Here is a 23699-nt window from a genome sequence, read left to right as displayed (position 1 = left end):
TTCACAACCAAACTGCCTAGGCTTACTTCCAGCTACTAATCATTATTCCTCTTCATTCTCCATTAAATCAGCAAAAAGCCCATACACGTATTGTTCTGCATTGAACTCTTGCAAATCGTCCATTTTTTCACCAAGTCCAACAAATTTCACTGGAATATTTAATTCATTTCTGATTGCTAGAACAATTCCACCCTTAGCTGTTCCATCAAGTTTTGTTAAAACAATTCCGCTTACATTTGTTGCTTCCTTGAATGTTTTTGCTTGTATCATTGCATTTTGCCCGGTTGTTGCATCCAGTACTAAGAGAACCTCATGGGGAGCTCCAGGTACTTCTCTCTCAATTACTCGTTTTACTTTTTCAAGCTCTTTCATTAAATTTACTTTATTTTGCAAACGGCCTGCTGTATCACATATGAGGATATCCGCTTTACGGGATTTCGCCGCTTGAACTGCATCAAACATGACAGCAGCCGGATCCGATCCAGCACCTTGTTTGATTACTTCAACACCAACTCTTTCTCCCCACACCTCAAGCTGTTCAATTGCCCCTGCTCGGAATGTGTCACCTGCAGCCAAAACGACATTTTTTCCTTCTGATTTAAATTTATGGGCCAGTTTCCCAATGGTTGTTGTTTTCCCAACACCATTCACACCTACGAATAAAATAACGGTTAATGCATCTGTTTGTATATTCAATTCAGAAGATATCTCGCCGCCAGCTTCATAAATTTCAACTAATTTTTCAGAAATGACACTTTGCACTTCGTTTGGATCTTGTATATTTTGGCGCTTCACTTCCATTTTCAATTCTTCAATAAGGTTCATCACCGTATCAAATCCAACATCTGCCTGGATTAAAATTTCCTCTAATTCTTCGAAGAAATCCTCGTCCACCTTTCGATATCTAGCAACAAGATCATTCACCTTGCCTGAAAAACTATCACGTGTCTTTGCTAAACCATCTTTAAATTTCTCAGTAACTGTATCTGTTTGTTTTGTTATTTTTTCCTTTAGCTTTTTGAAGAAACTCATTTTATCACTTCACTTTCTATTGCTTATTGAGTAACTAATTCCTTCGTATCCTCTAAACGAACGGAAACTAATTTAGACACACCAGACTCCTGCATCGTTACCCCATACAGCACATCTGCATCTTCCATCGTTCCTTTTCTATGGGTAATGACAATAAATTGCGTTTCCGAACTAAATCTTTTTAAATATTGACTAAACCGGTAAACATTCGCTTCATCAAGTGCCGCTTCCACTTCATCTAAAATACAAAATGGAACAGGACGAACCTTTAAGATCGAAAAAAGAAGAGCAATTGCTGTCAGTGCTCTTTCCCCACCAGATAGCAGACCAAGATTTTGCAGTTTTTTCCCTGGAGGCTGCGCAACAATTTCCACACCTGTTGTTAATAGATCTGCTTGATTCGTTAATTTTAGATCCGCTCTTCCACCGCCAAACAAGGATTGAAAGACAGATTCAAAGTGATAGCGAACACCTTCAAATGTTTCCTTAAATCGCTTTTTCATTTCGGTATCCATCTCATCGATTACTTGGAATAACGTATCCTTTGCCTCTTGCAAGTCATTTTTCTGCTCATGCAGGAATTCATAGCGTTCGGAAACACGTTCATATTCTTCAATTGCACCAATATTCACATTTCCTAGTTCTTCAATTGCAAGCTTAATCAGCTTTACTTTCGTTCTAGCTTCATCCGCAGAAATTATTAAAGGATAGTCTTCCTTTGCTGCATCAAAGGACAGCAAATATTCTTCTCTTAAATGATTTAAGCGATTTTCAAGTTCAACATCAAGCCGATTCAGCTTTACTTCTTCATCCTTTAATGCTTCAGTCATTCCTTTGTGTAGGCGTTTTAACTCTTTTGTTTCAAGCTCTAAATCTTCTAAAGTTGTTTGCAGCTTCATCCGTTCTTCTCTTCTTGAGGAAATGAGCGCAATTGTCTCATTTTTAGCATGACGTTTATCATTTGCTGATTCCTCAAGCTGTTGTTCACCTGAGAAGCTATTCGTCATTTCCGAAGATAAAAGTGCAAGGTCTTCTTTGATAATTTCAAGTTTTTCTTTATTTGACCGATAATCAGAAGTTAAAGCTTCAAATTTATCCTTTGCATGTGTGTATTGTTCATTTTTTGCTGCAAAGCTAATTTTCAGTTCATTTATAGCCGAATTTAACGCTTCTTTCGATGATTGCTGGATATTTTTCCGATCTGTAAGGGCATTGATTTCGTTATCAAGTGCAGTAATCTGCATTTCTAAATCAGCAAGGAGCGCCTGAAGATCTGCCTTTTTTGAAACGAGTCTTTCTTTATCCTCTGAGAACTGCGCTTTATCAAAATCATAAAGAGATAGTCTTTCATTTAAACTTTTCTCTTCAAACTCCACCTCACGAAGATCACCTTTTACGGCTTGCTCCTTCAATCTTAATTCTTCACCTGTTTTTCGAAGCGTTTCAAGTCGTTGTTCCAAATCTTGAATGGTTCTTTTTGTTATTTTCACTTGCTTTTCCATACTGATTGTTTTAGCTTCCATTTCAGAGATGCTTGCCTTTAATTCTTCAAGCTCGCCTTTTCTGCTTAAAATAGAGGAGCTTTTTTGCTTTAATGCTCCACCAGTCATTGCTCCTCCTGGATTCACGATATCCCCATCTAGAGTAACAATTCTTGCCCGATATTGCAGCAATTTGGCTAATTCATTTGCACCTTGTAAATCCCTAGCAATTACAACATTTCCAAGTAAACTATTAATTGTATGGCTATACTTCGAATCAAATTGGATTAAATGAGCAGCTATCCCAATAAATGATGAGTGATCTTGAATCGATTGCAGCTGCATTTGGGTTAAACTTTTTCCCTTCATAACAGTAAGAGGGAGAAAAGTAGCTCTGCCATATGAATTTTTCTTTAAATACTGTATCGCATGACGACCATGTTGTTGGGTTTCCACGATAATATGCTGCATCGCTCCGCCTAGAGCAATTTCAATAGCTGTCTCGAACTCTTTAGGCACTTGAATTAATTCTGCGATTGCTCCTTCAATCCCTTGTAGTACTGTCCCTCTAGCCTTCAATACTTCCTTTACCCCTTGAAAAAAACCTGAAAAGTCTTCTTCCATTTCAGCAAGCATTTCTTGTCTAGATTTTGCTTTTTGCAAATATTGATATGCCTGATACAGCATCGTTTCTTGCTTCTGATAAGTATCCTTCATTGATTCGAATTTTTTTTGCTCATCACGAAAAAGTATTACTTGTTCATCTAACTCATTTTGTACTGATGCTAACTGTGCTTGAATCAATGCTTTCTTTTCAACGATCATTTTCCGGTTTTGAATAAAGCTTTCATTATCCTCTTCAAGCCTGTTTGTTCTCGTACCTAGTTGATTCTCTTGCATTTCAATATTTTGCAGCTCATTTTTGGCAGCAGCTTGTTTACTTAATAATTCAATATAGTCACTTTTAAATGATTCTAGCTTTTGTTCTGTATTTTCACTAAACAGCTTAAGCTGCTCTTGTTTTTCCTTTAATTCCTTTTGCAGCTCTGCTGCTACTGCCTCTAATTGTTGGACAATTTTTGATTGATTCTGTTTATCAGCCTCTAGGACCAGGTCTTTTTCAAGATACTCCTCAAGACTTTTACTCAGCTGCTCCTTATTTAGAGACACATTTTTCTTTCTTTCCTTTAAGACTTCTTTTCTTCCCTCAAGCTTCTCAAGCTCCTCGCTCGCATGAAGCAGCACATTTTGCAAATCATGAATGGATTCATCAATAGCTGTTGCGTTGTCTCTAATCTCTTCCATTTTAGCTTCTTTACCTTGCAATATGGATAAATGCTTAATTTCCTGTTGTTTATGTAATTCAAGCTCCTCTGAAAGCTTTTTCCATTTCGAATGTAAGTCTTCAATTTCATAAACAGTTAATGCCACTTCGATTTGTTCTAATTCTTCCTTATGCTCTAAATAATCCTTTGCAATGGAAGCCTGTATTTTCAGTGGTTCGACTTGACTTTCTAGTTCATATACGATGTCATTAACCCGATTTAAATTCTCTTGTGTCTCAGCAAGCTTGCCTTCTGCTTTCTTTTTACGATTTTTATACTTTAGCACACCTGCTGCTTCTTCAAAGATGGTTCGACGATCCTCTGCCTTGCTATTTAGAATCTCTTCTACTCTTCCTTGACTAATAATTGAAAAGGCTTCTCTACCTAGTCCAGAATCCATAAATAAATCAACAATATCCTTTAACCTACAAGATTGTTTGTTAATGAGAAATTCACTTTCTCCAGATCGATATACTCGTCTCGTGACACTGACCTCATTATAGTCAATCGGTAAACGCTGGTCCTCATTATCCAGCGTAAGTGTAACTTCTGCAAAGTTCACCGCTTTGCGTGAATCGCTCCCAGAAAAGATAATATCTTCCATTTTTGCGCCACGTAAAGACTTCGCCGATTGTTCACCAAGCACCCAACGGATGGCATCAGTAATATTGCTTTTTCCACTTCCATTCGGGCCTACAACAGCGGTAACACCCGGAACGAAGTCAACCATGATTCTCTCTGCAAACGACTTGAATCCAACTACATCTAACCGTTTCAAAAACATAGCTGCTCCCCCTCTTCTAAGGGCATTATTTCCCTATTTATGTGTATGATCTATGGTTATTTTCTTAACACTTTTAGAGCCATTTCTGCAGCATGCTGTTCCGCTTCCTTTTTGGAGCGGCCAGTCCCTGTCCCCAATTCGATTCCATTCATTAATACTCTTGAAACAAATTCACGATTATGTGCAGGGCCCTTCTCTTGTAAAATTTTATACTCAATTAGACCCGTTCCATCCCGTTGAACTAATTCTTGAAGCTGGCTTTTAAAATCCATCACATGTGAAAAAACACCTGAATTAATTTTAGGGAAAACGACTTTTTCTAAAAATTTGACAACCGTATCAAAACCCTTATCTAAATAAAGAGCTCCGATGAACGCTTCAAATACGTCTGCTAGAAGGGCAGGTCTCTCTCTGCCACCAGTCATTTCTTCTCCCTTCCCTAGTAAGACCAGTTTCCCAAAGGAAAGTTCATTAGCAAAAGCAACTAAAGAGGGCTCACAAACGATTGCAGCTCTTAATTTTGTTAATTCTCCTTCACTCATCATTGGATATTTTAGAAATAAAAAATGAGAAACGGTTAATTCAAGAACTGCATCTCCAAGAAATTCAAGTCTTTCATTATCCTCATTTGGCTTCCTGCGATGTTCATTCACATAGGATGAATGAGTAAAAGCTTGTTTTAACAACTTTTCATTTTCAAATTCGATCCCGAGCTTTTCCTGAAAATCCTTATATTGCTTTTCAATTAAACGGACAGTTCGCTTTCCTTTGTCTTTCCCGTTATTGTGCATTTTGTTCCACCCTTGTTAGTTATAAATTGTCATTATAAATAGCTATTCCCGTTTTTCACAGAATAAAGCCCCGTTTGAGAACGGAGCTTTAAAATACCGTATTTACTGTCCGTAACTATCTGAATTGATGTTCCAGATAATAACGGACAGGAAATACGAAGTTTTCAAATGCAGTGAGGGCAAAAAACCCTCACTGAAAAAGGTAAGATCACTCGCTGATTACTGTTTCGCTTTTATGTAGTTAACTGCGTCACCAACTGTTGAGATCTTTTCAGCGTCATCATCAGAGATTTCCATGTCAAACTCATCTTCTAATTCCATAACTAATTCTACTACATCAAGGGAATCCGCGCCAAGATCATCTTTAAATGAAGCTTCAAGCTTCACCTCAGATTCTTCAACACCAAGACGGTCAACGATAATCTTCGTAACACGTTCTAATACTTCTGCCATCCTTATTCACCTCCCCTCAAGACATTATAGAGTATTTGCGACAATTAATAAATATGCCTCGAATAAATTTTTATCTCATAAGAATTTAAAATGTACAGTTGAGCCTTAACTAGACTTACATTACCATTCCACCATCAACATGCAATGTCTGCCCAGTCATATATTTGCTATCATCTGAGGCAAGAAATACGACAACATTTGCAATGTCAGATGGTTCACCAAATCGTGCCAATGGAATCTGTGCTAACATTTGCTCTTTCAATTCATCATTTAACTTATCCGTCATTTCAGTTGAAATAAAACCCGGCGCAATCGCATTTACAGTAATTCCTCGCGTAGAAAGTTCCTTTGCGGTCGTTTTTGTAAGACCGATCACACCAGATTTAGCAGCTACATAATTTGCCTGTCCAGGGTTTCCACTTACACCAACAATAGAGGAAATATTAATAATACGTCCACTTCTTTGTTTCATCATTGGTCTTGTTACTGCTTTCGTACAAAGGAAGACTCCTTTTAAATTCGTATTAATAACATCATCCCATTCATCCTCTTTCATTCTCATGATCAGATTGTCTCTCGTGATGCCCGCGTTATTAACTAAAATGTCAAGTCTTCCAAAGGTATCAACCGTTTCCTTTACCATATTAGTAACTGAATCACTATTAGCTACATTACATTGAATAGCAATGGCATTTCTGCCAAGCTCTTTAATTTCTGCAACCACTTCATTTGCTCGTTCTTTACTACCTGAATAATTAACGACCACATCTGCCCCCTGCCTAGCAAGACCTAAGGCAATCTCTTTACCAATCCCACGAGAAGCACCTGTTACAAGAGCAATTTTCCCTTCTAGTTTCATCGATTTCCCTCCTTTAATGTCTCCATTACTTGCAGACAGCTTTCACGATCAGATACAGCATATATTTGAACGTTTTTATCAATTTTCTTCACTAAGCCCGATAATACTTTGCCTGGGCCAATTTCGATAAATGTATCAACACCTAAGGAAATCATTCTTTCGACAGAATCCTCCCATAATACAGGTGAGTATAGCTGTTCAATTAGTCTTGTCTTCATTTCATCAGCTGAAGTCATTTCCTTTGCAGTTACATTTGCAATAACAGGAACTTCTGCATTATTTACTGTTAGTTGATTTAGAATCTCTTTAAATTGTTCAGCTGCTGGCTTCATTAGCTCCGAATGAAATGGGCCACTTACAACTAAAGGCAAGACTCGCTTTGCCCCTTCTTCTTTTGCTTTACTTGCTGCAAGCTCCACTCCTTTTTTCGAACCAGAAATGACAATTTGGCCGGGGCAATTTAAATTGGCTAATTGCACAGAATTCCCTTGTTCTGTAATTTCATCTGTCACCGCTCTTAGCTTTTCCCTGTCCATTCCTAACACAGCCGCCATTGTCCCCTCGCCACTAGGAACAGCTTCTTCCATGAATTCTCCTCTTTTTCTAACAGCATATACACCGTCACTAAAGGATAATACTCCTGCCGCAACTAAAGCTGAATACTCCCCAAGACTATGACCTGCAACGAAGTCTGGCTTAACTCCTGACTGTTTAAAGAATTCTAAAATGGCGATACTTGTCGTTAGAAGTGCAGGTTGTGCATTTGTAGTCAAAGTTAACTCTTCTTGCGGTCCTTCAAATATGATGTTCGAAAGTGGAAAACCTAGTCTTTCGTCAGCCTTTTCAAAGAATGAATGAACTGTTTTATCTGAGTCTGCTAATGATTTTCCCATTCCAACAACTTGAGATCCTTGACCAGGAAAGATAAATGCAATTTTGCCCATTTGTTTTCCCCCTATTTAGATGATTCTATTTCTACTGCTTCCTTAATCGTTTGAGACACATGATTCTCAATCATATTTCGAGTCTGCTTCACAGCGCTGAATAGTGCATTCGCATCAGATGAACCATGTGCTTTAATAACAGGTGCCTTTAAACCAAATAAACCTGCACCCCCATATTCTGAGTAGTCCATTTTTGCTTTTAATTGAACTAAATCAGGTTTCAATACTGCAGCAGCCATTTTGCTTTTAAAACTGCTATACAAGGATGTCTTTAACATTTTAAAAACAGAGAGGGCAGTTCCTTCAATCGTTTTTAATACCATATTCCCTGTAAATCCATCTGTTACAACGACATCTGCAACCCCACTTAGAAGGTCACGTGCTTCAACATTGCCAACAAAGTTAATATTTGCTTTCTGCAATAATTCGAAGGCATTTTTCGCAAGCTCATTTCCCTTTTTCTCTTCCGTACCAATATTTAAAAGCCCTACTCTTGGCTTGGAAACACCACGAACCTTTTCAGCGTATATAGAGCCCATTATTGCATATTGAAGTAAATGTTCTGGTTTGGCATCTACATTTGCACCAACATCTAGAAGCAGGAATCCTTCTCCATCAATGGTTGGCAATGTTGGAGCTAAAGCAGGGCGTTCAATGCCGTCAATTCGCCCAACAACAAATAGTCCAGCAGCCATTAATGCACCTGTATTCCCCGCTGAAATACATGCATCCGCCTTGCCATCTACAACTGCCTGTGCAGCAAGAACCATTGAAGCACTCTTTTTTCTCCGTACCGCTCTTACTGGCTCATCTGTTGGCAATATCATTTCTTCTGTATGTAGAACATCAATTCGTTCATTTGTTGTTAAATGCGCATTTATTTGCTTTTCATCCCCAACTAGGGTAATTTGGATATCCTTATATTGTTCAATTGCCTTTATCGCACCAAGAACAATTTCCTTTGGGGCATTGTCTCCACCCATTGCATCGATTGCTATTTTCATAAATAAGACTTCCTTTATTATAAATTATGCATAATCTTTTAGGATCTACGTTCATTTTTAGAACGGAACATTTCAAATTCACCTTTGAATACAAGCTCATTATTTACAAAGCTAGATACTTCAACATTTGTTCGGCCTTTTGTCGTATCCATCGTTGTCACTCTAGCTTTTGCAATTACTCGTTCATTTTGCTTAACTGATCGTGTAAATTGAATATTCGCCTTAGCTGTTAAAGCAAGCTCATCGTTCATTAATGCAACTGCAAGTGAGTTCGCTTGAGCAAATAAATGATGGCCACGTGCAATTTGATTTCTGCGAAAGACATGATCAGCTTTAATATCTAAAATCGAAATAGCTGATTTGTCTAGTTCAATATCAATAATTTCACCGATAATTTCTTCAATCGGCAATGCTCTCACTTCATCATCAAAGTTCTTTTCCGCAACGTTCTTAATCCGTTCACGTAATTCTGGAATCGATAATTCCAGACGATCTAATCGGATCGTTTGCACACTGACAGAAAACCGATCAGCCAGCTCTTCATCTGTTACAAATGGGTTTTCCTGAATGGTAGTGCTTAGTAATGCTTGTCGTTCCTTTTTCGTTCTTTTCATTTATCACACCGTCCGAGATATTAAGACTAGGTACTAATAGTAGTATATAGTTAAGAAAAGCTTTAATCAAGCTTTTCTCCTTCTAAAACACCTGATTCTTTTAAATAATTTCGTAAATACCCATACTCAGGTACATGCCAAAATTCTTCTGTCTGTATTAATTTTGCCGCATCATCCCTTGCTGTTTCTAATGCCCGATAATCATGAACCATATCTGCCACTTTAAATTCTGGCAGTCCACTTTGTTTCTTTCCGAAGAAATCCCCAGGTCCTCTTAATTCAAGATCCTTTTCACTTAAAACAAAGCCATCATTTGTTTCGGTCATAATTTTCATTCGTTCTTTTCCAACTTCAGACTTAGGCTCTGCAAGCAGAATGCAGTAGGATTGCTCACTACCTCTTCCTACTCTTCCTCTAAGCTGATGCAGCTGAGCAAGTCCAAATCTTTCCGCATCATAAATGACCATTATTGTCGCATTTGGCACATTGACACCTACTTCAACAACTGTCGTTGAAACAAGCACTTGCTTTTTATTTAAACTAAAGGTTTTCATGACTTCCTCTTTTTCAGTAGGCGTTAATTGTCCATGCATAAGACCAACTTCATAACGGCCATTAAAATAATGGGTGAGTGTGCTATGCACATCAATCACATTTTGCACATCCAATTTCTCTGATTCCTCGATTAATGGACAAATGACATATGCTTGGTGGCCAGCCCTTAATTCCTTTTCAACAAAACCAAGAACTCGATCAAGCATATCTGGTTTTGCCCAATACGTTTCAATTGCTTTTCTTCCCGCTGGCATTTCATCAATAATTGATACATCCATTTCTCCAAAAACCGTGATGGATAATGTTCTTGGAATCGGAGTAGCTGTCATGAAGAGCACATCAGGATTTTCACCCTTTTCTCTCAGGACTCTGCGTTGCTCCACTCCGAAACGATGTTGTTCATCTGTGATCACAAGACCTAAATTTTGGAATTCCACTTCCTCTTGGATTAATGCATGGGTTCCAATTAATAGATGAATTTCCCCGGACTTTAATAATTGGAGAATTTCTTTCCTTCGTTTGCCCTTCACTGAACTTGTTAACAATTCACAGCGAATGTCAAAAGGAACGAGCATATTTTTTAATGAATCCATATGCTGCTCTGCTAAAATCTCTGTAGGAACCATTAATGCACCTTGATATCCAGCTGTCGTGCTTGCATAAAGAGCGATCGCTGCGACAGCGGTTTTCCCTGAACCAACATCCCCTTGCAAAAGCCGATTCATTCGGAATGGAGATTTCATGTCTGATAGAATTTCATTCACCACACGTTTTTGCGCATTTGTTAGTGCATATGGAAGTGAGCTGAGGAACTCCTTAACTTCTCCGAGTTGATAATTTTGTGCTATCCCTTTCGAATGCTCTCTCTCAATTTTTCGGAGGGCTTGCATCTTTAATTGAAAAAGGAAAAATTCTTCATACACAAATCGCCGTCTCGCTTGTTTGAGTTCCTGTGCATTCATTGGGAAATGCATAATTCGAAGGGCCGTCTTTTTATTTAAAAGCTTATAATTGATTAAATACTGCTCCGGAAGTGATTCTTCTATTTCTTCCCCAAACTGATTAAAGGCTAACTGAATGAAGCGACGCAAGCCTTTAACTGTCAATTTTCCCTTTATTGCATATACAGGTTCAAAATCCTTCGTTTTTGTAATGGCTCCCGTATGCACTTCACTAGCAGTAATTGTTTGCCTGTGCTGATCCCATTTTCCTGTCACTGTTACAACTTCATTAATGGACAGTTTATTTTTCAAATAGGGCTGATTAAACAAAACAACTTGCACAAGGTATTTTTCAACTAACAGCCTTAACGTTAATCTAGATCGTTTCCTGCCATAATAAATAAGAGAAGGCTCACTATGAACCTTCCCTTCAACTGTCACGCGCTCCTCATGCTTGATTTCTTCTAAATCACGCACCCGGTAATCTTCATATCGATAAGGGAAATACTCTAGTAAATCTTTGACTGTTTGGATATTCAATTCGGCAAGCGCTTCTGCCGTTTCTCCGCCAATCCCTTTAATAGCAGTTATGGACTGTCTAAGCGTTTCTTTCACAATATTTAAGCGGTGCACGGTAAGCGACCCGCTCTCCCTCCCTGCATAACGATTTAATTCTTTGGCTGTTTTCGCAAACATTGATGCTAATTAAGATAAAGTTGGATAACATTATTTAGAATACAAGCCATTTCTAGTAAGCAAATCTCTCTTATCGTACAAAAAAGAAGGGGAGCCCCCTTCTTAAAATACCACTTATTCAATCGCAAAGATGAAAGCGTAAAGAGGCTGTTTGCCATCATGTACTTCAATCTCTACATCTTCGTATGCTTCCTCTACAAAGCTAACTAATGATTGAATATCAGCATCTGTTGAATCCTCACCTTTTAATATCGTAAGGATTTCTGAATCAGAATCGATCATCGAAGCTAATAAATCTTTAGCTAGCTGTACTTTATCTTTATTTTTCAGAACAATCTTGCCTTCACTGATCCCCATGAAATCATCTTTTTCAATTTCAAGGCCATCGATACTAGTATCTCTGACTGCAAATGTTACTTGTCCTGTTTTTACATGCTGAAGTGCGGTTTTCATTCCTACTTCATTTTGTTCCATACTTACACTTGGATTAAATGCAAGCAAAGCAGACATCCCTTGTGGAACTGTCTTTGAAGGAATAACTATTACTTCTTGGTCAGAAACTTCTGCTGCCTGTTGTGCAGCCATAATAATATTTTTATTATTAGGAAGGATGATGACCTTCTTCGCATTTACCTCTTGCACAGCCTTCACAATATCCTCTGTACTAGGGTTCATTGTCTGACCGCCTTCAATCACCGCATGCGCACCGATGCTGCGGAATAAATCAGCAATGCCGCTTCCCATTGAAACAGTTACAATTCCATATTCTTTCTTCTCTTTAGATTTCTTATCATTCACCAGTACAAATGGAGTTTGAACATCGTCAACTAAATTTGAATGCTGCTGACGCATGTTTTCAATCTTCATATTAATCAGACTGCCGTAGCGCTGTCCATATGATAAGCAATCGCCTGGCTGCTCAGAGTGAATATGTACTTTCACTAATTCTTCATCTGCAATCACTAATAAAGAATCCCCATATTTACTTAAATCCTGTCTGAATTTTTCTTCAGTAAAAGGATCATTAGAAAGCTTTTCATCTTCAAATTTCACCATAAACTCTGTGCAATAACCATAGACTATATCTTCTGTATTCATAAAGTTATGCACATTCTTATGATGCTCTGCACTAACTAGTTCATCCATTTTTGGCAATGTTACAGGTTCTTCGGATAATTGTTCCCCTTTTAGTTCTGCAAGGAAACCTTCATACACAAATACAAGTCCTTGGCCGCCACTATCAACAACGCCAACTTCTTTAAGAACTGGCAGTAAATCAGGTGTACGATCTAAAGAGGCCTTCGCTTCTTTAACTACTTCTTCCATAACTACGATGATGTCCGATTCATTTTTCGCTACAGCTACACCTTTTTTTGCTGCATCTTTAGCAACAGTCAAAATCGTACCCTCAACAGGCTTCATTACTGCTTTATATGCGGTTTCTACCCCACTTTGAAGCGCAGCAGCGAATTCAACACTATTGATTTCGGCCTTTTGCTCAATTGCCTTTGAAAATCCACGGAATAACTGGGATAAAATAACCCCTGAGTTTCCGCGTGCCCCCATTAATAGACCCTTCGAAAGTGCGGTACCCACTTTTCCAATATGTAACTGAACATTATTTTTCACTTCTTTTGCACCAGAAGTCATTGATAAATTCATATTTGTTCCTGTGTCACCATCTGGAACAGGGAAAACGTTCAGTGCATCTACTAACTTTGCATTAACAGATAGATGATTCGCACCTTTAATAATCATTTCTGAAAAACGTTTTCCGTCTAAAACTTTTATAGACACAAATCTTTCCTCCTCACTACGGATTCGTTACACGAACTCCTTGGACGTAAATATTCACCGACTCAACGGCAAGCCCTACTGTTTGATTAAGCGTGTATTTTACTTTAGATTGCACATTATGAGCAATTTCGGAGATTTTCGTCCCATAGCTAACAATTATATACATATCAATATGTACTTCATCGTTTTCCTGGCGAACAATTACACCACGGGTAAAATTTTCTTTACGCAAAATTTCGGTCAAGCCATCTTTAATTTGATGCTTTGAAGCCATACCTACTATACCATAGCAATCTATAGCTGCTCCACCTGCCAGTGTTGCAATCACGTCATTTGAGATATCAATTTGGCCGAATTTCGTTTTAAGTTCGATTGACATTTTTTCTTTCCCCCTTTGGAAATTGCTCTTAAACTTTATCGCATACCTTTTCACATTTTACTATAAATTGTTTCATTTTGAAAGTCGCACTTTTTATCATTATTATAGCTTATCGTATAGAAGAGTATGTCAAGGAATTTTTCTTGAAAGCTTTCAACAGAACTATTGCAATAAAAATCGTTGTATGATAAATTATTAAAGTATCTTTTAATGTCTTGAAAACAGTATTTCTGTTTTAAACATTAAATTCAAATATTCATCATACAAGCAAATGAATGTTGAAAAATAGCTTCAGCTTATGTGTTAAGGAGGGAAATGAATATGCCACGTAAATGTGTTGTAACTGGTAAAAAAACAACTACAGGTAACGCTCGTTCTCATGCGATGAATGCTAACAAACGTACATGGGGTGCTAACCTTCAAAAAGTACGTATCCTTGTAGACGGTAAGCCTAAACGTGTTTGGGTTTCTGCAAGAGCGCTTAAATCTGGTAAAGTAGAACGCGTTTAATTTAGATAGGACATCCTTTTGGATGTCCTTTTCTATTGCTCAAATAACTGAAACATACTTTTTATACCAATTTAGAACAAATTAAGCCTTAATTTCTCTTTTCACCCGATGCCGTTTATCCAGTTCATATTGACTGATCAAAAAAAATAGAGCACCTAGTGTAGGTGCCCTGCTTTCTCTATTGTCTCAATTTTTTTTGAAGGTTCCTAACATCGCACGGACAATTCCGCCTAAGAACTTTGGCAATTTTATCGTATAAAATCTCATATCCCGTGTCCCTCCTCACGATCTCTTACACATCCATCAAACCACTACCATCATATTCAATAAAAATAGATAAGTACTAATCAATTTTCTATCTAATCATTACTTCTTACAACCAATAATATGCCTTTTAAAAATGAAAAATGACCATTATCGATAATAAGTTCATTACTAATACAAAGTGTCGATCCAATAGGAAGGTTTCGGTTTGTTAAGGGATATTTAAAACCTTCCAATGTAATGCCGCTAACTTCCATTGAAATCGGTAAAAAAGAAATATATTTATAATGTGATTTTTTTTGAACCGTATATGAACCTGGACTACGCAAATATACGAGATTTTTTTGATCAATAATTTCCACATGGACAAATTGATCATTTTGCATTGGTTTAATTAGAAGTTGAATATTAGCAAGAAAATGATCAATTCTGCCACCCGTTGCACCAAAGATCCGAATGGTTTCAGGTAGTTGCTTCAATGCCCAATCTAGTGCAAGCTCCAAATCTGTCTCATCTTTTTCTGGATGAAACCGTTTTAATTCCTCAACCTTCTCTTCAATCAGCTGCATTTCTTTTTTTGTTACGGAGTCAAAATCTCCAAAAGCCATTGTTGGTTGGATGTTGTTAGAAAGCAGTGTATATACACCTTTATCAACTCCGATCCAAACATCCTTATCATTTTGATACGCCTCAAGGCTTGGAATAAATTCTGATGGCCCTCCAGCTAAAATATTTATATTCATTATATCCACCTTATTACAAGTTTTGAGTAAGCTGTTTTCGCAACATTGTTACTATTTTACACATATTTGGTAAAACATTTGATTTAAAAACATCAATCTTTTTAGAAAAGTGCCTTTCACGAACAATTATTATACTATTCAGTCAAGATTGATTCTATTTAGCACTTCGATCCTTATGTAGAACGTTTAATAAGATCCTTAATTTGACACCTTTGAATGCATGTCAAGGTGCATACACTTTCCACTCCAACCAACCTAGTTGTTCAACCCTGAACCTTGATAATGAAAGGTCATGTGAAAAAAGAAGTCAGCCTTAACAGCTGACTTCCCCATTAATTGTGTATGGCATTGCCTTTAATGGCTGCAATCGCCTTGGCACGGTCCTTTTGATTATAAACAGCAGATCCAGCTACTAACACATCTGCACCAGCATCGATACATAGCTTTGCCGTCTCTTCATTTACACCGCCGTCTACTTCGATTTCAATATTCAAGCCTTTGCTATCTGCCAATCGCTTTACAGCAGTAATTTTTTGAAGGACGGATGGGATGAATTTCTGACCACCGAAGCCAGGATTAACAGTCATAAGCAGAACCATGTCTACATCCTCAATGATCTCTTCAATCGTTTGCACAGGCGTAGCTGGATTTAACACCACTCCTGCTTTCACTCCAAGTGATTTAATAAAATGAATCGTTCGATGGAGATGACGGCATGCTTCAACATGTACGGTAATATAATCCGCTCCTGCTTTAGCAAAAGCTTCGATATAAAGATCTGGATTTTCAATCATTAAATGGACATCAAGTGGAAGCTTTGTTACTGGACGAATCGCTTCAACAATTAAAGGCCCAATTGTAATATTCGGTACAAAATGTCCGTCCATTACATCGACATGAATATAATCGGCTCCACCTTTTTCAACATCAAGAATTTCTTCCCCTAATTTTGAAAAGTCAGCAGATAATATGGATGGGGCAATCTTAACCATAGCTTAGTACCTCGGCTTTCTGTCTTTAATTTCTTGCAAAAATTGTTTGTAATGCTCATAACGATAAGCAGGTAGTTCTCCTGTTTCAATAGCAGCCTTTACTGCACATTTAGGTTCAGCAATATGTAGACAACCTCTAAATTTACATTCCTCACTTTTCAATTGAATATCTGGAAAGCAGAAATTCAAATCTGACATTTCAATTTCCATAAACTCAAGTGAACTAAATCCAGGGGTATCTGCGACTAAACCATTCCCCATTCTTATTAATTCAACATGCCTTGTCGTATGCTTTCCTCTGCCAAGATGGGATGAAATATCATCTGTTCTTAAATCTAAATCTGGATTAAGAGCATTAAGAAGAGAGGATTTTCCAACACCAGACTGACCAGCAAAGACAGAAATTTCCCCATCTAAATATGGATATAATTCCTTTATTCCTTCTTCTGTCTCAGACGATGTTAACAGCACAGTATACCCAGATCTTTTATAATCTTCCGCATACATTTGAATTTGCTTATGCTGATCTTCACTCGTTAAATCCATTTTCGTAATACAGATGATCGGCTTAATCCGATTATATTCCACTAAAACAAGGAATCGATCAAGGAGAGCTGTACTGAAATCAGGTTCCACCGCTGAAAAAACAAGGATGGCCTGATCTACATTGGCAATAGGCGGACGAACAAGTTCATTTTTACGATCTTTCACTTCTAAAATATATCCTTCTTTGTCATTTTCCGCTTGAAAAACAACTTCATCACCAACTAGCGGGGTCACTTTATTTTTCCTAAATACCCCTCGACCACGGCATTGAATGATTTCATCATCGCTATATACATAATAAAATCCACTTAACGCCTTAATGATTTTGCCCTCAGGCATAGCAACACTCCTTACTGAATAGTTGAAATCATGTTACATAAATCCCCAGCCTAAATAATGCTTATTACTGTGGATATGGCACTTCCTGTTGTTCGATGACCGTACTATCTCTTCGTACTTGGTATACCGCATTCTGACCAAAAGGAATCTCGAGTTCAATCCTGAACTTTCTATTTTCTGTAATATATTCAGTAATATAAGGTTCTGTTATTGAGCGATTCATATCATTAATATAGATTTGAACCTCCTGTGGCTGCCCTTCAATCTCAGGCTCATATGGAACTGATACTTCAATGAAAACAACCTTTGGCGGGATTTCCTTTTTCCCTTTTGAAATAACGACTTTCACTTTACTTCCTTTGGTAAGCTGTTTTCCAGCTGCTGGCTCTTGCGAGATGACAAGTCCTTCGGCCACAGTTTCGGAATGATCCTCCTTCGCAACCTCAATAACTATCCCTGTAGAATCCTCATATTCTTGCAGCCCTTTCGTATTATACCCACTTAAATCTTTTAACGTAATTGGCTTGGGTCCAATACTAACAGTAAAGATCAATTCTGTTTCTTCAGGGATAACTTGATCCCCTTGTTTAAAGTTTTGCTCAAGAATTGTTCCTTCAGCCTCACTATCATTATTCACTTCATTTTTCTTGATTGTAAAATGATGCTTTCCTAATAATCTTTCTACTTCATCAAAGGATTGACCGATGTAATTTTCAAGCTCAAACTTCTCTTTTCCCAAGCTTTCATAAAGATCAATTTCATGTCCTTCTTTAACAATCTTTCCAACCTTTGGATCTGTTTTAATCACGAGACCTTCTTGTATTTCTTCATCATTCACTTGAATGGTTTCTCTAATTTTAAATCCAGCATCTTCAAGCTCCTTTATTGCATCTTCAATGCTTTCTCCACTTACATCAGGTACAGTAATATCATCTGGAGATAATAAGCCAGGAAGAATAAAAACAACAAATAAACCGAGAATAATTAAGCTAAAAAAGATAGAGACTAATACAATCGGCCATTTTTTCTTTTTTTCTTTTTTCTTAGGCTTTGGCTCTTTTTTTGATTGCCCACTTTTTACCTCTTTATGAATAACTGTTTCATCCATATTTGAATAAGAATGCTCATTCGTAATAATTGGAATGGCAATGGTCGCATCATCATCAATAGGAATGCTAAATTTTTGCTCATGAAGTCTTTCTGGATCCAATGCGGTTCGAATATCATCCTCCATTTCCTCTACGCTATCATAGCGATGAAATGGATCCTTTGCGGTTGCTTTTAAAACAATATTTTCTACACTTTGTGGGATAGCAGGATTCCATCTTCTTAAAGAAGGGGTTTCTGATTGCAAATGTTTTAATGCAATCGTCACTGCGGAATCTCCAGAAAAAGGGAGTCTACCTGTTAACAATTCAAACATTACAATCCCTAACGAGTAAATATCCGACTTCCGGTTTGCCATTCCACCTCTTGCTTGCTCTGGTGATAAATAATGAACAGATCCTAATACTGAATTTGTTTGTGTAATACTTGTTGCACTTAGTGCCATCGCAATGCCAAAATCAGTAATCTTCACATTGCCAAGCCGATCAATTAATATATTATGAGGCTTAATATCCCGATGGATAATATGATTTTGATGCGCATGAGAAATGGCAGATGTTAACTGCTTCATAATTTCAAGGATTTCATCTATTCGAATGGGATTATTTTGCTGTATGTATTGCTTTAATGTTTGACCATCTACATATTCCATTACAATATAATAGATGGAATCCTCTTCACCTACATCGTAAATACTAACAATATTAGGGTGTGCAAGACTTGTAGCCGACTGTGCCTCACGATGAAAACGGCGGATAAATTCTTCATCATTAGCAAAATCAAGCCGAAGCATTTTTAAGGCTACATCACGATCGAGAATCATATCATGCGCTAAATAAACATTGGCCATTCCACCCCCGCCAATGGTTTCAAGAATTTTATATCTGCCGCTGATTCTTTTTCCAATCATCATAAGCCATCACCAGATTCGCCACTATCTAAGAATTCAACGATAATTAACGTAATATTATCTTCTCCGCCATGATTATTGGCTAAATCAATTAATGTCGCTGCTTTTTCATTCATGCTTTGCTCACTTTGAAGAACTTCAATCATTTCCGCCTCTGTTACTTTATTTGATAATCCATCAGAGCATAAAAGCAGTAAATCTTCTTCTTCAAAAATAATCGTTTTTATATCTATATTTACTGTTTCTTCTGTTCCTAATGAGCGAAGTACAACATTTTTCATTGGATGATGCTCAGCATCCTCCTTAGAAATTTGTCCCGTACGAACTAGTTCATTTACAAGGGAATGATCGTCTGTTAATTGCTGAAAACCATTCTCATTGAAAATATAACATCGACTATCGCCAATATTTGCTACACTAACAAAACGATCTGTACATATAGCCGCTACAACCGTTGTCCCCATGCCTTTACATTCAGACACATTTTTCGAATGCTCATATAGAAGAGTATTGCCATTTTCAATCGCAGTTTTCAACCATTCTTCTGCTTCATCAGCTGTTTGAATTAAGGTTGCTTCTTCCCACCGCTTTTTCAAATTGGCTAAAGCCATTTCACTTGCTACATCCCCTGCGCGGTGGCCGCCCATGCCATCAGCAACGATGGCAAGTCGTTGGCCGCTAGTGTTTTTGAAAACACCACCATTATCTTCATTATGTTGACGAATTCTGCCTCGGTCTGTCATATAAACAGCTTTCATCCTGTCACCTCGTCTCCTCTTTTCGCTCCTTTGCACGAAGTTGTCCACATGCTGCATCAATATCATGACCGTGCTCTCTGCGAATTGTTACATTAATACCGTGATTTTTTAAAGTCTTTTCAAATGTATATATTTGCTCTTTTGGTGTTCTTACATAATCTCTTTCTGGAACATAGTTTACTGGGATTAAATTAACATGACATTTGATTCCTTTTATAAGTCTTGCCAATTCTTCTGCATGTTCAACCTGATCATTCACTCCACCGAATAATCCGTACTCAAAGCTTACTCGTCTACCTGTTTTATTTATATAGTAGCGGATCGCTTCCATCAAATCTGGCAATTTGTATGCCCGATTGATCGGCATCAGTCGGCTTCGTAATTCTGTGTTAGGTGCGTGCAGTGAAAGAGCAAAGTTAATTTGCATATTCTCATCAGCAAATTTATAGATTTTCGGTATGATTCCACTAGTTGAGACCGTAATATGACGTGCACCAATATTTAATCCTTGATCATGATTGATTATTTTCAAGAACGAAAGCATATGATCAAAATTATCAAACGGTTCACCAATCCCCATTATAACCACTGAGCTTACTCGCTCGTTTGTTTCATCAAGGGCTTGTTGTACCTTTACAACCTGCGCAACAATCTCTCCTGCTTCTAAATTACGCTTTAATCCACCTAAAGTAGAGGCACAGAATGTACAGCCAATTCTGCATCCAACCTGTGTTGTGACACATACGGAATTCCCATAATCATGTCTCATTAATACGGTTTCAATGGAGTAGCCATCATGAAGTTCAAACAGAAATTTGATTGTTCCGTCAGATGATTGCTGCTGGATAATCGTATTTAATGTCGTCATGGCAAATGCTGCTTCCAGCATATCTCTTAAACTTTTTGATAAATTCGTCATATCCTCAAATGAGGTGACTCTTTTCGTGTATAGCCAATCAAAAATTTGTTCCGCACGAAATGCCTTTTCATTATTCTCTTTGAGCCAATCCTTTAGCTCATGTAGTTGTAAAGAATAAATGGAAGGTTTTTGATCTATTGTTGTCTTTTTCTCTGTTGTTTTTTCCATTTTTACACCTTCTTTCTTAAACAGGCTATATAAAAGCCGTCTGAACCAATATCTTGTGGCAAAATTTGAAGTTGAAATCCATTTACTAATGGACGGATCAATTCAGGCATTCGATCCTTTAGTGTGGGATCCCCTTCAAAATCCACTTGATCCTTTAAAAATGTTTCTACTACCTCATGATTCTCTTCTCTATCAACCGTACAAGTACTATAAACTAGAATACCACCTTTTTTCAACAAAGGGGAAACTGCTTTTAATAAGTTTTTCTGGATTTCTGAAAGTCGAAGTACGTCTTCTTCCTTTTTGACATATTTCATATCTGGCTTACGTCTCATTACTCCAAGTCCGGAACAAGGCGCATCTAATAAAATTCGATCAAACGATTCCTTTTCAAAATGGGCTTGGACATTTCTGCTATCAAGTACATTTGCTTTAATATTCGTTAGCTCCAGTCGATTGGCATTTTCATTAATTAATTTCACTTTATGCTCATGCAGATCTAGAGAGATGACTTGTCCTGTATTTTGCAGCTTCTCACCAATATGTGTGGATTTTCCCCCAGGAGCCGCACATGCATCTAAAATGCGTTCATTTTTTCCTACATTTAATGCAATAGCAGCTAACATGGAACTTTCATCCTGAATGGTTAAGAAGCCTTCTTTAAATGCAGTCGAATTCGCGAGATTCCCACGGTAGCATTTAATTGCTTCTGGAATGACCTCACTCGCTTCCACTTGATAACCTTCCTCTATAAGCTTTGCCAAACATGCATCTTTAGTTATTTTCGTAAGATTAACCCTCGCTGTTTGTAATGGCGCCGTTAAATTAAGTTCACACATTTGCTTTGTTTGCTCAAACCCAAGCTGCTCCACCCATCTTTTCACAAGCCAAATTGGATGACTTGTTTCAATAGCCAATCTTTCAATTGAATCAGCTAGCGTCTCTAAGGATGGGAGTCCTTGTCTTTGAATATTTCTTAGCACTCCGTTCACCATTCCAGAAATGCCTTTATGGCCCCTTTTCTTCGCAATTTCTACTGCTTCAAAAATCGCCGCACGATCAGGTATTTTATCTAAATAGACCATTTGATATAGTGTGACACGCAATAATTGTTTTACCCAGCCTTCTATTTTTTTATTGCCTTGTAAGAAAGGCTGTAAATAGAAGTCTAGACTCATTCTTCTTTGTAATGTTCCATAAGTTAATTCTGTCAATAAACCAATATCTTTCGGAGGAATCGCATTTTTTTGAATGGCATGATTCAGTAAAAGATTGCTATAAGACTGATTTTTTTCGACTGCTTCTAATAAATCGAGGGCAGTCTCACGAACATTTTTCTTCCCATCTTTTTTCATTCTGTTTCTCCTAGACGATGACCAACCGAAATATGGGAGCCAGCTCCACGTAAAAATTGCTCAGAAGACATTTTTTTCTTGCCAGATGGCTGAAGCTCAAGAATTTTAATTGCTGTCTTATTTCCAGTAGCAACAATTAGCGCATTGTCATCCAGCCCAATAATTGTCCCTGGAAGCAGATTTGTTTCTCTCGCCGTTTTCTCTGCCCACCAAACTTTAACAACTGATCCTTCTAGTGTTGTGTAAGCAACTGGCCATGGGTTTAGCCCACGAATATGGTTATAGATGTCTTCTCCTGCTTTTGACCAATCAATCTTTTCTTGCTCACGTTTAATATTAGAAGCAAATGTTGCTTCTTCATCCTTTTGAGGAATGGGCTTCAATTCTCCATTTAATAATTTCGGCAATGTTTCAGATAACAGCTTTGATCCTGCGGCACTCAGTTTATCATGCAAGGAACCAACCGTATCTATTTCAGTAATTGGTACTTCTACTTGGGTTAATATGTCACCCGCATCAAGCTTCTCAGCCATATACATGATTGTTATACCCGTTTTTTCTTTCCCCTGAATAATCGAATAATGGATCGGTGCCCCACCTCGAAGCTCTGGGAGAAGTGAAGCATGGACATTGATACAACCATATTTTGGTGCATCAAGCAATTCTTTTGGCAATATTTGACCAAATGCTGCGGTAATAATTAAATCTGGCTTTATAGCTAAAATTTGCTCCAATTCCTCTGGTTGACGAATTTTCTCTGGCTGATAAACGGGAATTCCATGTTTTTCAGCTTCTACTTTCACTGGAGGAGGCGTTAATTTCCTTTTCCTTCCTACTGGGCGATCTGGTTGAGTGACGACTCCAACTACGTCATATCCATCATTTAAAATTTGCTGCAGTACAGGAACAGAAAAATCTGGTGTTCCCATAAAGATTATCTTCGTCATTCTTCTTCCAACCCTTCTAACTCTTCTGCTTCTAAATATCTTTTCACTTTTGAAGTAAATAAAACGCCATGTAAATGATCGATTTCATGTAATATCGCTCGTGCTAAGAAATCCTTCGCTTCAAAAGTAAAAAACTTGCCTTTTCGATCCTGTGCTTTTATTTTCACATAATAGGGCCTCTCTACTTCTCCATATAGATCTGGAAAGCTTAGACAGCCTTCTGGACCTAATTGTTCCCCATTTGTTTCGACGATTTCTGGATTAATCATTTCAATTGTTCCATTTTCATCATCAATATCAACAATCGCCGCCTGCATATCTAAGCCAATTTGGGGGGCAGCAAGACCAACACCATCAAATTCAAGCATCGTATCATACATATCATTCAATATTTTTACTAGTTTTTTATCAAATTGTGTAACAGGCTTACATTGTTTTTCTAATATTTCTGCTGGATATGTGACTATTTTTCTAACTGTCAAGCTA

At 37.6% G+C, this 23699-nt stretch carries 22 protein-coding genes; 1 reads left to right on the top strand and 21 read right to left on the bottom strand.

Translation table 11 applies throughout. The features are described 5' to 3' along the window. Window positions 1-42: 42 nt before the first annotated feature. From ftsY to J2Z40_RS03150, 11 genes are all read right to left on the bottom strand, one after another. Window positions 43-1032, bottom strand: coding sequence for a signal recognition particle-docking protein FtsY (ftsY, locus tag J2Z40_RS03200; protein ID WP_066393529.1), 990 nt, complete (start codon window positions 1030-1032; stop codon window positions 43-45). Window positions 1033-1055: 23 nt separating this feature from the next. Then, complete coding sequence (smc, locus tag J2Z40_RS03195) at window positions 1056-4622, bottom strand: chromosome segregation protein SMC (protein WP_066393527.1); 3567 nt, start codon at window positions 4620-4622, stop codon at window positions 1056-1058. Between the two features lie 56 nt (window positions 4623-4678). Then, a complete protein-coding gene (gene rnc, locus J2Z40_RS03190; RefSeq protein ID WP_066393526.1) occupies window positions 4679-5413 on the bottom strand; it encodes a ribonuclease III in 735 nt (244 codons plus the stop codon). 219 nt (window positions 5414-5632) lie between these two features. Continuing rightward, window positions 5633-5866, bottom strand: a complete 234-nt coding sequence (locus tag J2Z40_RS03185; RefSeq protein WP_066393525.1) for an acyl carrier protein — start codon at window positions 5864-5866, stop codon at window positions 5633-5635. 115 nt (window positions 5867-5981) lie between these two features. After that, window positions 5982-6725 carry a 3-oxoacyl-[acyl-carrier-protein] reductase gene (gene fabG, locus J2Z40_RS03180; RefSeq protein ID WP_066393523.1) on the bottom strand — a complete coding sequence of 248 codons (744 nt, stop codon included), beginning with the start codon at window positions 6723-6725 and terminating at the stop codon, window positions 5982-5984. Beyond that, window positions 6722-7669, bottom strand: a complete 948-nt coding sequence (fabD, locus tag J2Z40_RS03175; RefSeq protein ID WP_066393521.1) for an ACP S-malonyltransferase — start codon at window positions 7667-7669, stop codon at window positions 6722-6724. The genes fabG and fabD overlap by 4 nt, the downstream gene beginning before the upstream one ends. A gap of 11 nt (window positions 7670-7680) precedes the next feature. Beyond that, complete coding sequence (gene plsX / locus J2Z40_RS03170) at window positions 7681-8673, bottom strand: phosphate acyltransferase PlsX (RefSeq protein ID WP_066393519.1); 993 nt, start codon at window positions 8671-8673, stop codon at window positions 7681-7683. 38 nt (window positions 8674-8711) lie between these two features. Then, window positions 8712-9287: a transcription factor FapR gene (gene fapR / locus J2Z40_RS03165; RefSeq protein WP_066393517.1), complete on the bottom strand. Its 576-nt coding sequence runs from the start codon at window positions 9285-9287 to the stop codon at window positions 8712-8714. A gap of 62 nt (window positions 9288-9349) precedes the next feature. Next, complete coding sequence (recG, locus tag J2Z40_RS03160) at window positions 9350-11398, bottom strand: ATP-dependent DNA helicase RecG (protein ID WP_066399218.1); 2049 nt, start codon at window positions 11396-11398, stop codon at window positions 9350-9352. A gap of 195 nt (window positions 11399-11593) precedes the next feature. After that, the gene (locus tag J2Z40_RS03155; RefSeq protein ID WP_066393515.1) at window positions 11594-13276 is read right to left on the bottom strand and encodes a DAK2 domain-containing protein; all 1683 of its coding nucleotides are present in this window, start codon (window positions 13274-13276) and stop codon (window positions 11594-11596) included. Between the two features lie 16 nt (window positions 13277-13292). Then, the gene (locus J2Z40_RS03150; RefSeq protein WP_066393512.1) at window positions 13293-13655 is read right to left on the bottom strand and encodes an Asp23/Gls24 family envelope stress response protein; all 363 of its coding nucleotides are present in this window, start codon (window positions 13653-13655) and stop codon (window positions 13293-13295) included. 321 nt (window positions 13656-13976) lie between these two features. On the opposite strand from J2Z40_RS03150, the gene rpmB reads away from it, so the two are divergent. Then, window positions 13977-14165 carry a 50S ribosomal protein L28 gene (gene rpmB / locus J2Z40_RS03145; RefSeq protein WP_066393509.1) on the top strand — a complete coding sequence of 63 codons (189 nt, stop codon included), beginning with the start codon at window positions 13977-13979 and terminating at the stop codon, window positions 14163-14165. A gap of 186 nt (window positions 14166-14351) precedes the next feature. Here rpmB and spoVM read toward each other — a convergent pair whose 3' ends face one another. The 10 genes from spoVM to def all read right to left on the bottom strand — a co-directional run bounded on the left by spoVM (window position 14352) and on the right by def (window position 23695). Beyond that, window positions 14352-14432: a stage V sporulation protein SpoVM gene (gene spoVM / locus J2Z40_RS03140; protein ID WP_053475624.1), complete on the bottom strand. Its 81-nt coding sequence runs from the start codon at window positions 14430-14432 to the stop codon at window positions 14352-14354. Window positions 14433-14524: 92 nt separating this feature from the next. Then, the gene (locus J2Z40_RS03135) at window positions 14525-15172 is read right to left on the bottom strand and encodes a thiamine diphosphokinase (RefSeq protein ID WP_066393507.1); all 648 of its coding nucleotides are present in this window, start codon (window positions 15170-15172) and stop codon (window positions 14525-14527) included. Between the two features lie 332 nt (window positions 15173-15504). Continuing rightward, complete coding sequence (gene rpe, locus J2Z40_RS03130) at window positions 15505-16164, bottom strand: ribulose-phosphate 3-epimerase (RefSeq protein ID WP_066393505.1); 660 nt, start codon at window positions 16162-16164, stop codon at window positions 15505-15507. A 3-nt stretch (window positions 16165-16167) separates the two neighbouring features. After that, window positions 16168-17049, bottom strand: coding sequence for a ribosome small subunit-dependent GTPase A (gene rsgA / locus J2Z40_RS03125; RefSeq protein ID WP_066393501.1), 882 nt, complete (start codon window positions 17047-17049; stop codon window positions 16168-16170). Between the two features lie 64 nt (window positions 17050-17113). After that, window positions 17114-19069, bottom strand: coding sequence for a Stk1 family PASTA domain-containing Ser/Thr kinase (pknB, locus tag J2Z40_RS03120; RefSeq protein WP_066393498.1), 1956 nt, complete (start codon window positions 19067-19069; stop codon window positions 17114-17116). Next, complete coding sequence (locus tag J2Z40_RS03115; RefSeq protein WP_066393497.1) at window positions 19066-19824, bottom strand: Stp1/IreP family PP2C-type Ser/Thr phosphatase; 759 nt, start codon at window positions 19822-19824, stop codon at window positions 19066-19068. Before J2Z40_RS03115 ends, pknB begins: the two co-directional genes overlap by 4 nt. Window positions 19825-19828: 4 nt before the next feature. Continuing rightward, on the bottom strand, window positions 19829-20911 hold the full coding sequence (rlmN, locus tag J2Z40_RS03110; protein ID WP_066393495.1) for a dual-specificity RNA methyltransferase RlmN: 1083 nt from the start codon (window positions 20909-20911) through the stop codon (window positions 19829-19831). A gap of 2 nt (window positions 20912-20913) precedes the next feature. Next, the gene (gene rsmB, locus J2Z40_RS03105) at window positions 20914-22266 is read right to left on the bottom strand and encodes a 16S rRNA (cytosine(967)-C(5))-methyltransferase RsmB (RefSeq protein WP_066393493.1); all 1353 of its coding nucleotides are present in this window, start codon (window positions 22264-22266) and stop codon (window positions 20914-20916) included. Further along, the gene (gene fmt, locus J2Z40_RS03100; RefSeq protein WP_066393491.1) at window positions 22263-23213 is read right to left on the bottom strand and encodes a methionyl-tRNA formyltransferase; all 951 of its coding nucleotides are present in this window, start codon (window positions 23211-23213) and stop codon (window positions 22263-22265) included. The genes rsmB and fmt overlap by 4 nt, the downstream gene beginning before the upstream one ends. Continuing rightward, window positions 23210-23695 carry a peptide deformylase gene (def, locus tag J2Z40_RS03095; protein ID WP_066393488.1) on the bottom strand — a complete coding sequence of 162 codons (486 nt, stop codon included), beginning with the start codon at window positions 23693-23695 and terminating at the stop codon, window positions 23210-23212. The genes fmt and def overlap by 4 nt, the downstream gene beginning before the upstream one ends. Window positions 23696-23699 lie beyond the last annotated feature (4 nt).

The sequence above is a fragment of the Cytobacillus eiseniae genome, assembly GCF_017874625.1.
In the GTDB taxonomy this organism is placed as follows: Bacteria; Bacillota; Bacilli; order Bacillales; family Cytobacillaceae; genus Cytobacillus; species Cytobacillus eiseniae.
Note: the sequence above shows the minus strand (reverse complement) of the source record. Positions and strands in the feature narration are given on the sequence as shown.

Excerpts from the sequence above, each read along its gene's own strand:
- ftsY (WP_066393529.1), bottom strand. The coding sequence starts at position 1,032 with ATGAGTTTCTTCAAAAAGCTAAAGGAAAAAATAACAAAACAAACAGAT.
- smc (WP_066393527.1), bottom strand. The coding sequence starts at position 4,622 with ATGTTTTTGAAACGGTTAGATGTAGTTGGATTCAAGTCGTTTGCAGAG.
- rnc (WP_066393526.1), bottom strand. The coding sequence starts at position 5,413 with ATGCACAATAACGGGAAAGACAAAGGAAAGCGAACTGTCCGTTTAATT.
- J2Z40_RS03185 (WP_066393525.1), bottom strand. The coding sequence starts at position 5,866 with ATGGCAGAAGTATTAGAACGTGTTACGAAGATTATCGTTGACCGTCTT.
- fabG (WP_066393523.1), bottom strand. The coding sequence starts at position 6,725 with ATGAAACTAGAAGGGAAAATTGCTCTTGTAACAGGTGCTTCTCGTGGG.
- fabD (WP_066393521.1), bottom strand. The coding sequence starts at position 7,669 with ATGGGCAAAATTGCATTTATCTTTCCTGGTCAAGGATCTCAAGTTGTT.
- plsX (WP_066393519.1), bottom strand. The coding sequence starts at position 8,673 with ATGAAAATAGCAATCGATGCAATGGGTGGAGACAATGCCCCAAAGGAA.
- fapR (WP_066393517.1), bottom strand. The coding sequence starts at position 9,287 with ATGAAAAGAACGAAAAAGGAACGACAAGCATTACTAAGCACTACCATT.
- J2Z40_RS03150 (WP_066393512.1), bottom strand. The coding sequence starts at position 13,655 with ATGTCAATCGAACTTAAAACGAAATTCGGCCAAATTGATATCTCAAAT.
- rpmB (WP_066393509.1), top strand. The coding sequence starts at position 13,977 with ATGCCACGTAAATGTGTTGTAACTGGTAAAAAAACAACTACAGGTAAC.
- spoVM (WP_053475624.1), bottom strand. The coding sequence starts at position 14,432 with ATGAGATTTTATACGATAAAATTGCCAAAGTTCTTAGGCGGAATTGTC.
- J2Z40_RS03135 (WP_066393507.1), bottom strand. The coding sequence starts at position 15,172 with ATGAATATAAATATTTTAGCTGGAGGGCCATCAGAATTTATTCCAAGC.
- rpe (WP_066393505.1), bottom strand. The coding sequence starts at position 16,164 with ATGGTTAAGATTGCCCCATCCATATTATCTGCTGACTTTTCAAAATTA.
- rsgA (WP_066393501.1), bottom strand. The coding sequence starts at position 17,049 with ATGCCTGAGGGCAAAATCATTAAGGCGTTAAGTGGATTTTATTATGTA.
- pknB (WP_066393498.1), bottom strand. The coding sequence starts at position 19,069 with ATGATGATTGGAAAAAGAATCAGCGGCAGATATAAAATTCTTGAAACC.
- J2Z40_RS03115 (WP_066393497.1), bottom strand. The coding sequence starts at position 19,824 with ATGAAAGCTGTTTATATGACAGACCGAGGCAGAATTCGTCAACATAAT.
- rlmN (WP_066393495.1), bottom strand. The coding sequence starts at position 20,911 with ATGGAAAAAACAACAGAGAAAAAGACAACAATAGATCAAAAACCTTCC.
- rsmB (WP_066393493.1), bottom strand. The coding sequence starts at position 22,266 with ATGAAAAAAGATGGGAAGAAAAATGTTCGTGAGACTGCCCTCGATTTA.
- fmt (WP_066393491.1), bottom strand. The coding sequence starts at position 23,213 with ATGACGAAGATAATCTTTATGGGAACACCAGATTTTTCTGTTCCTGTA.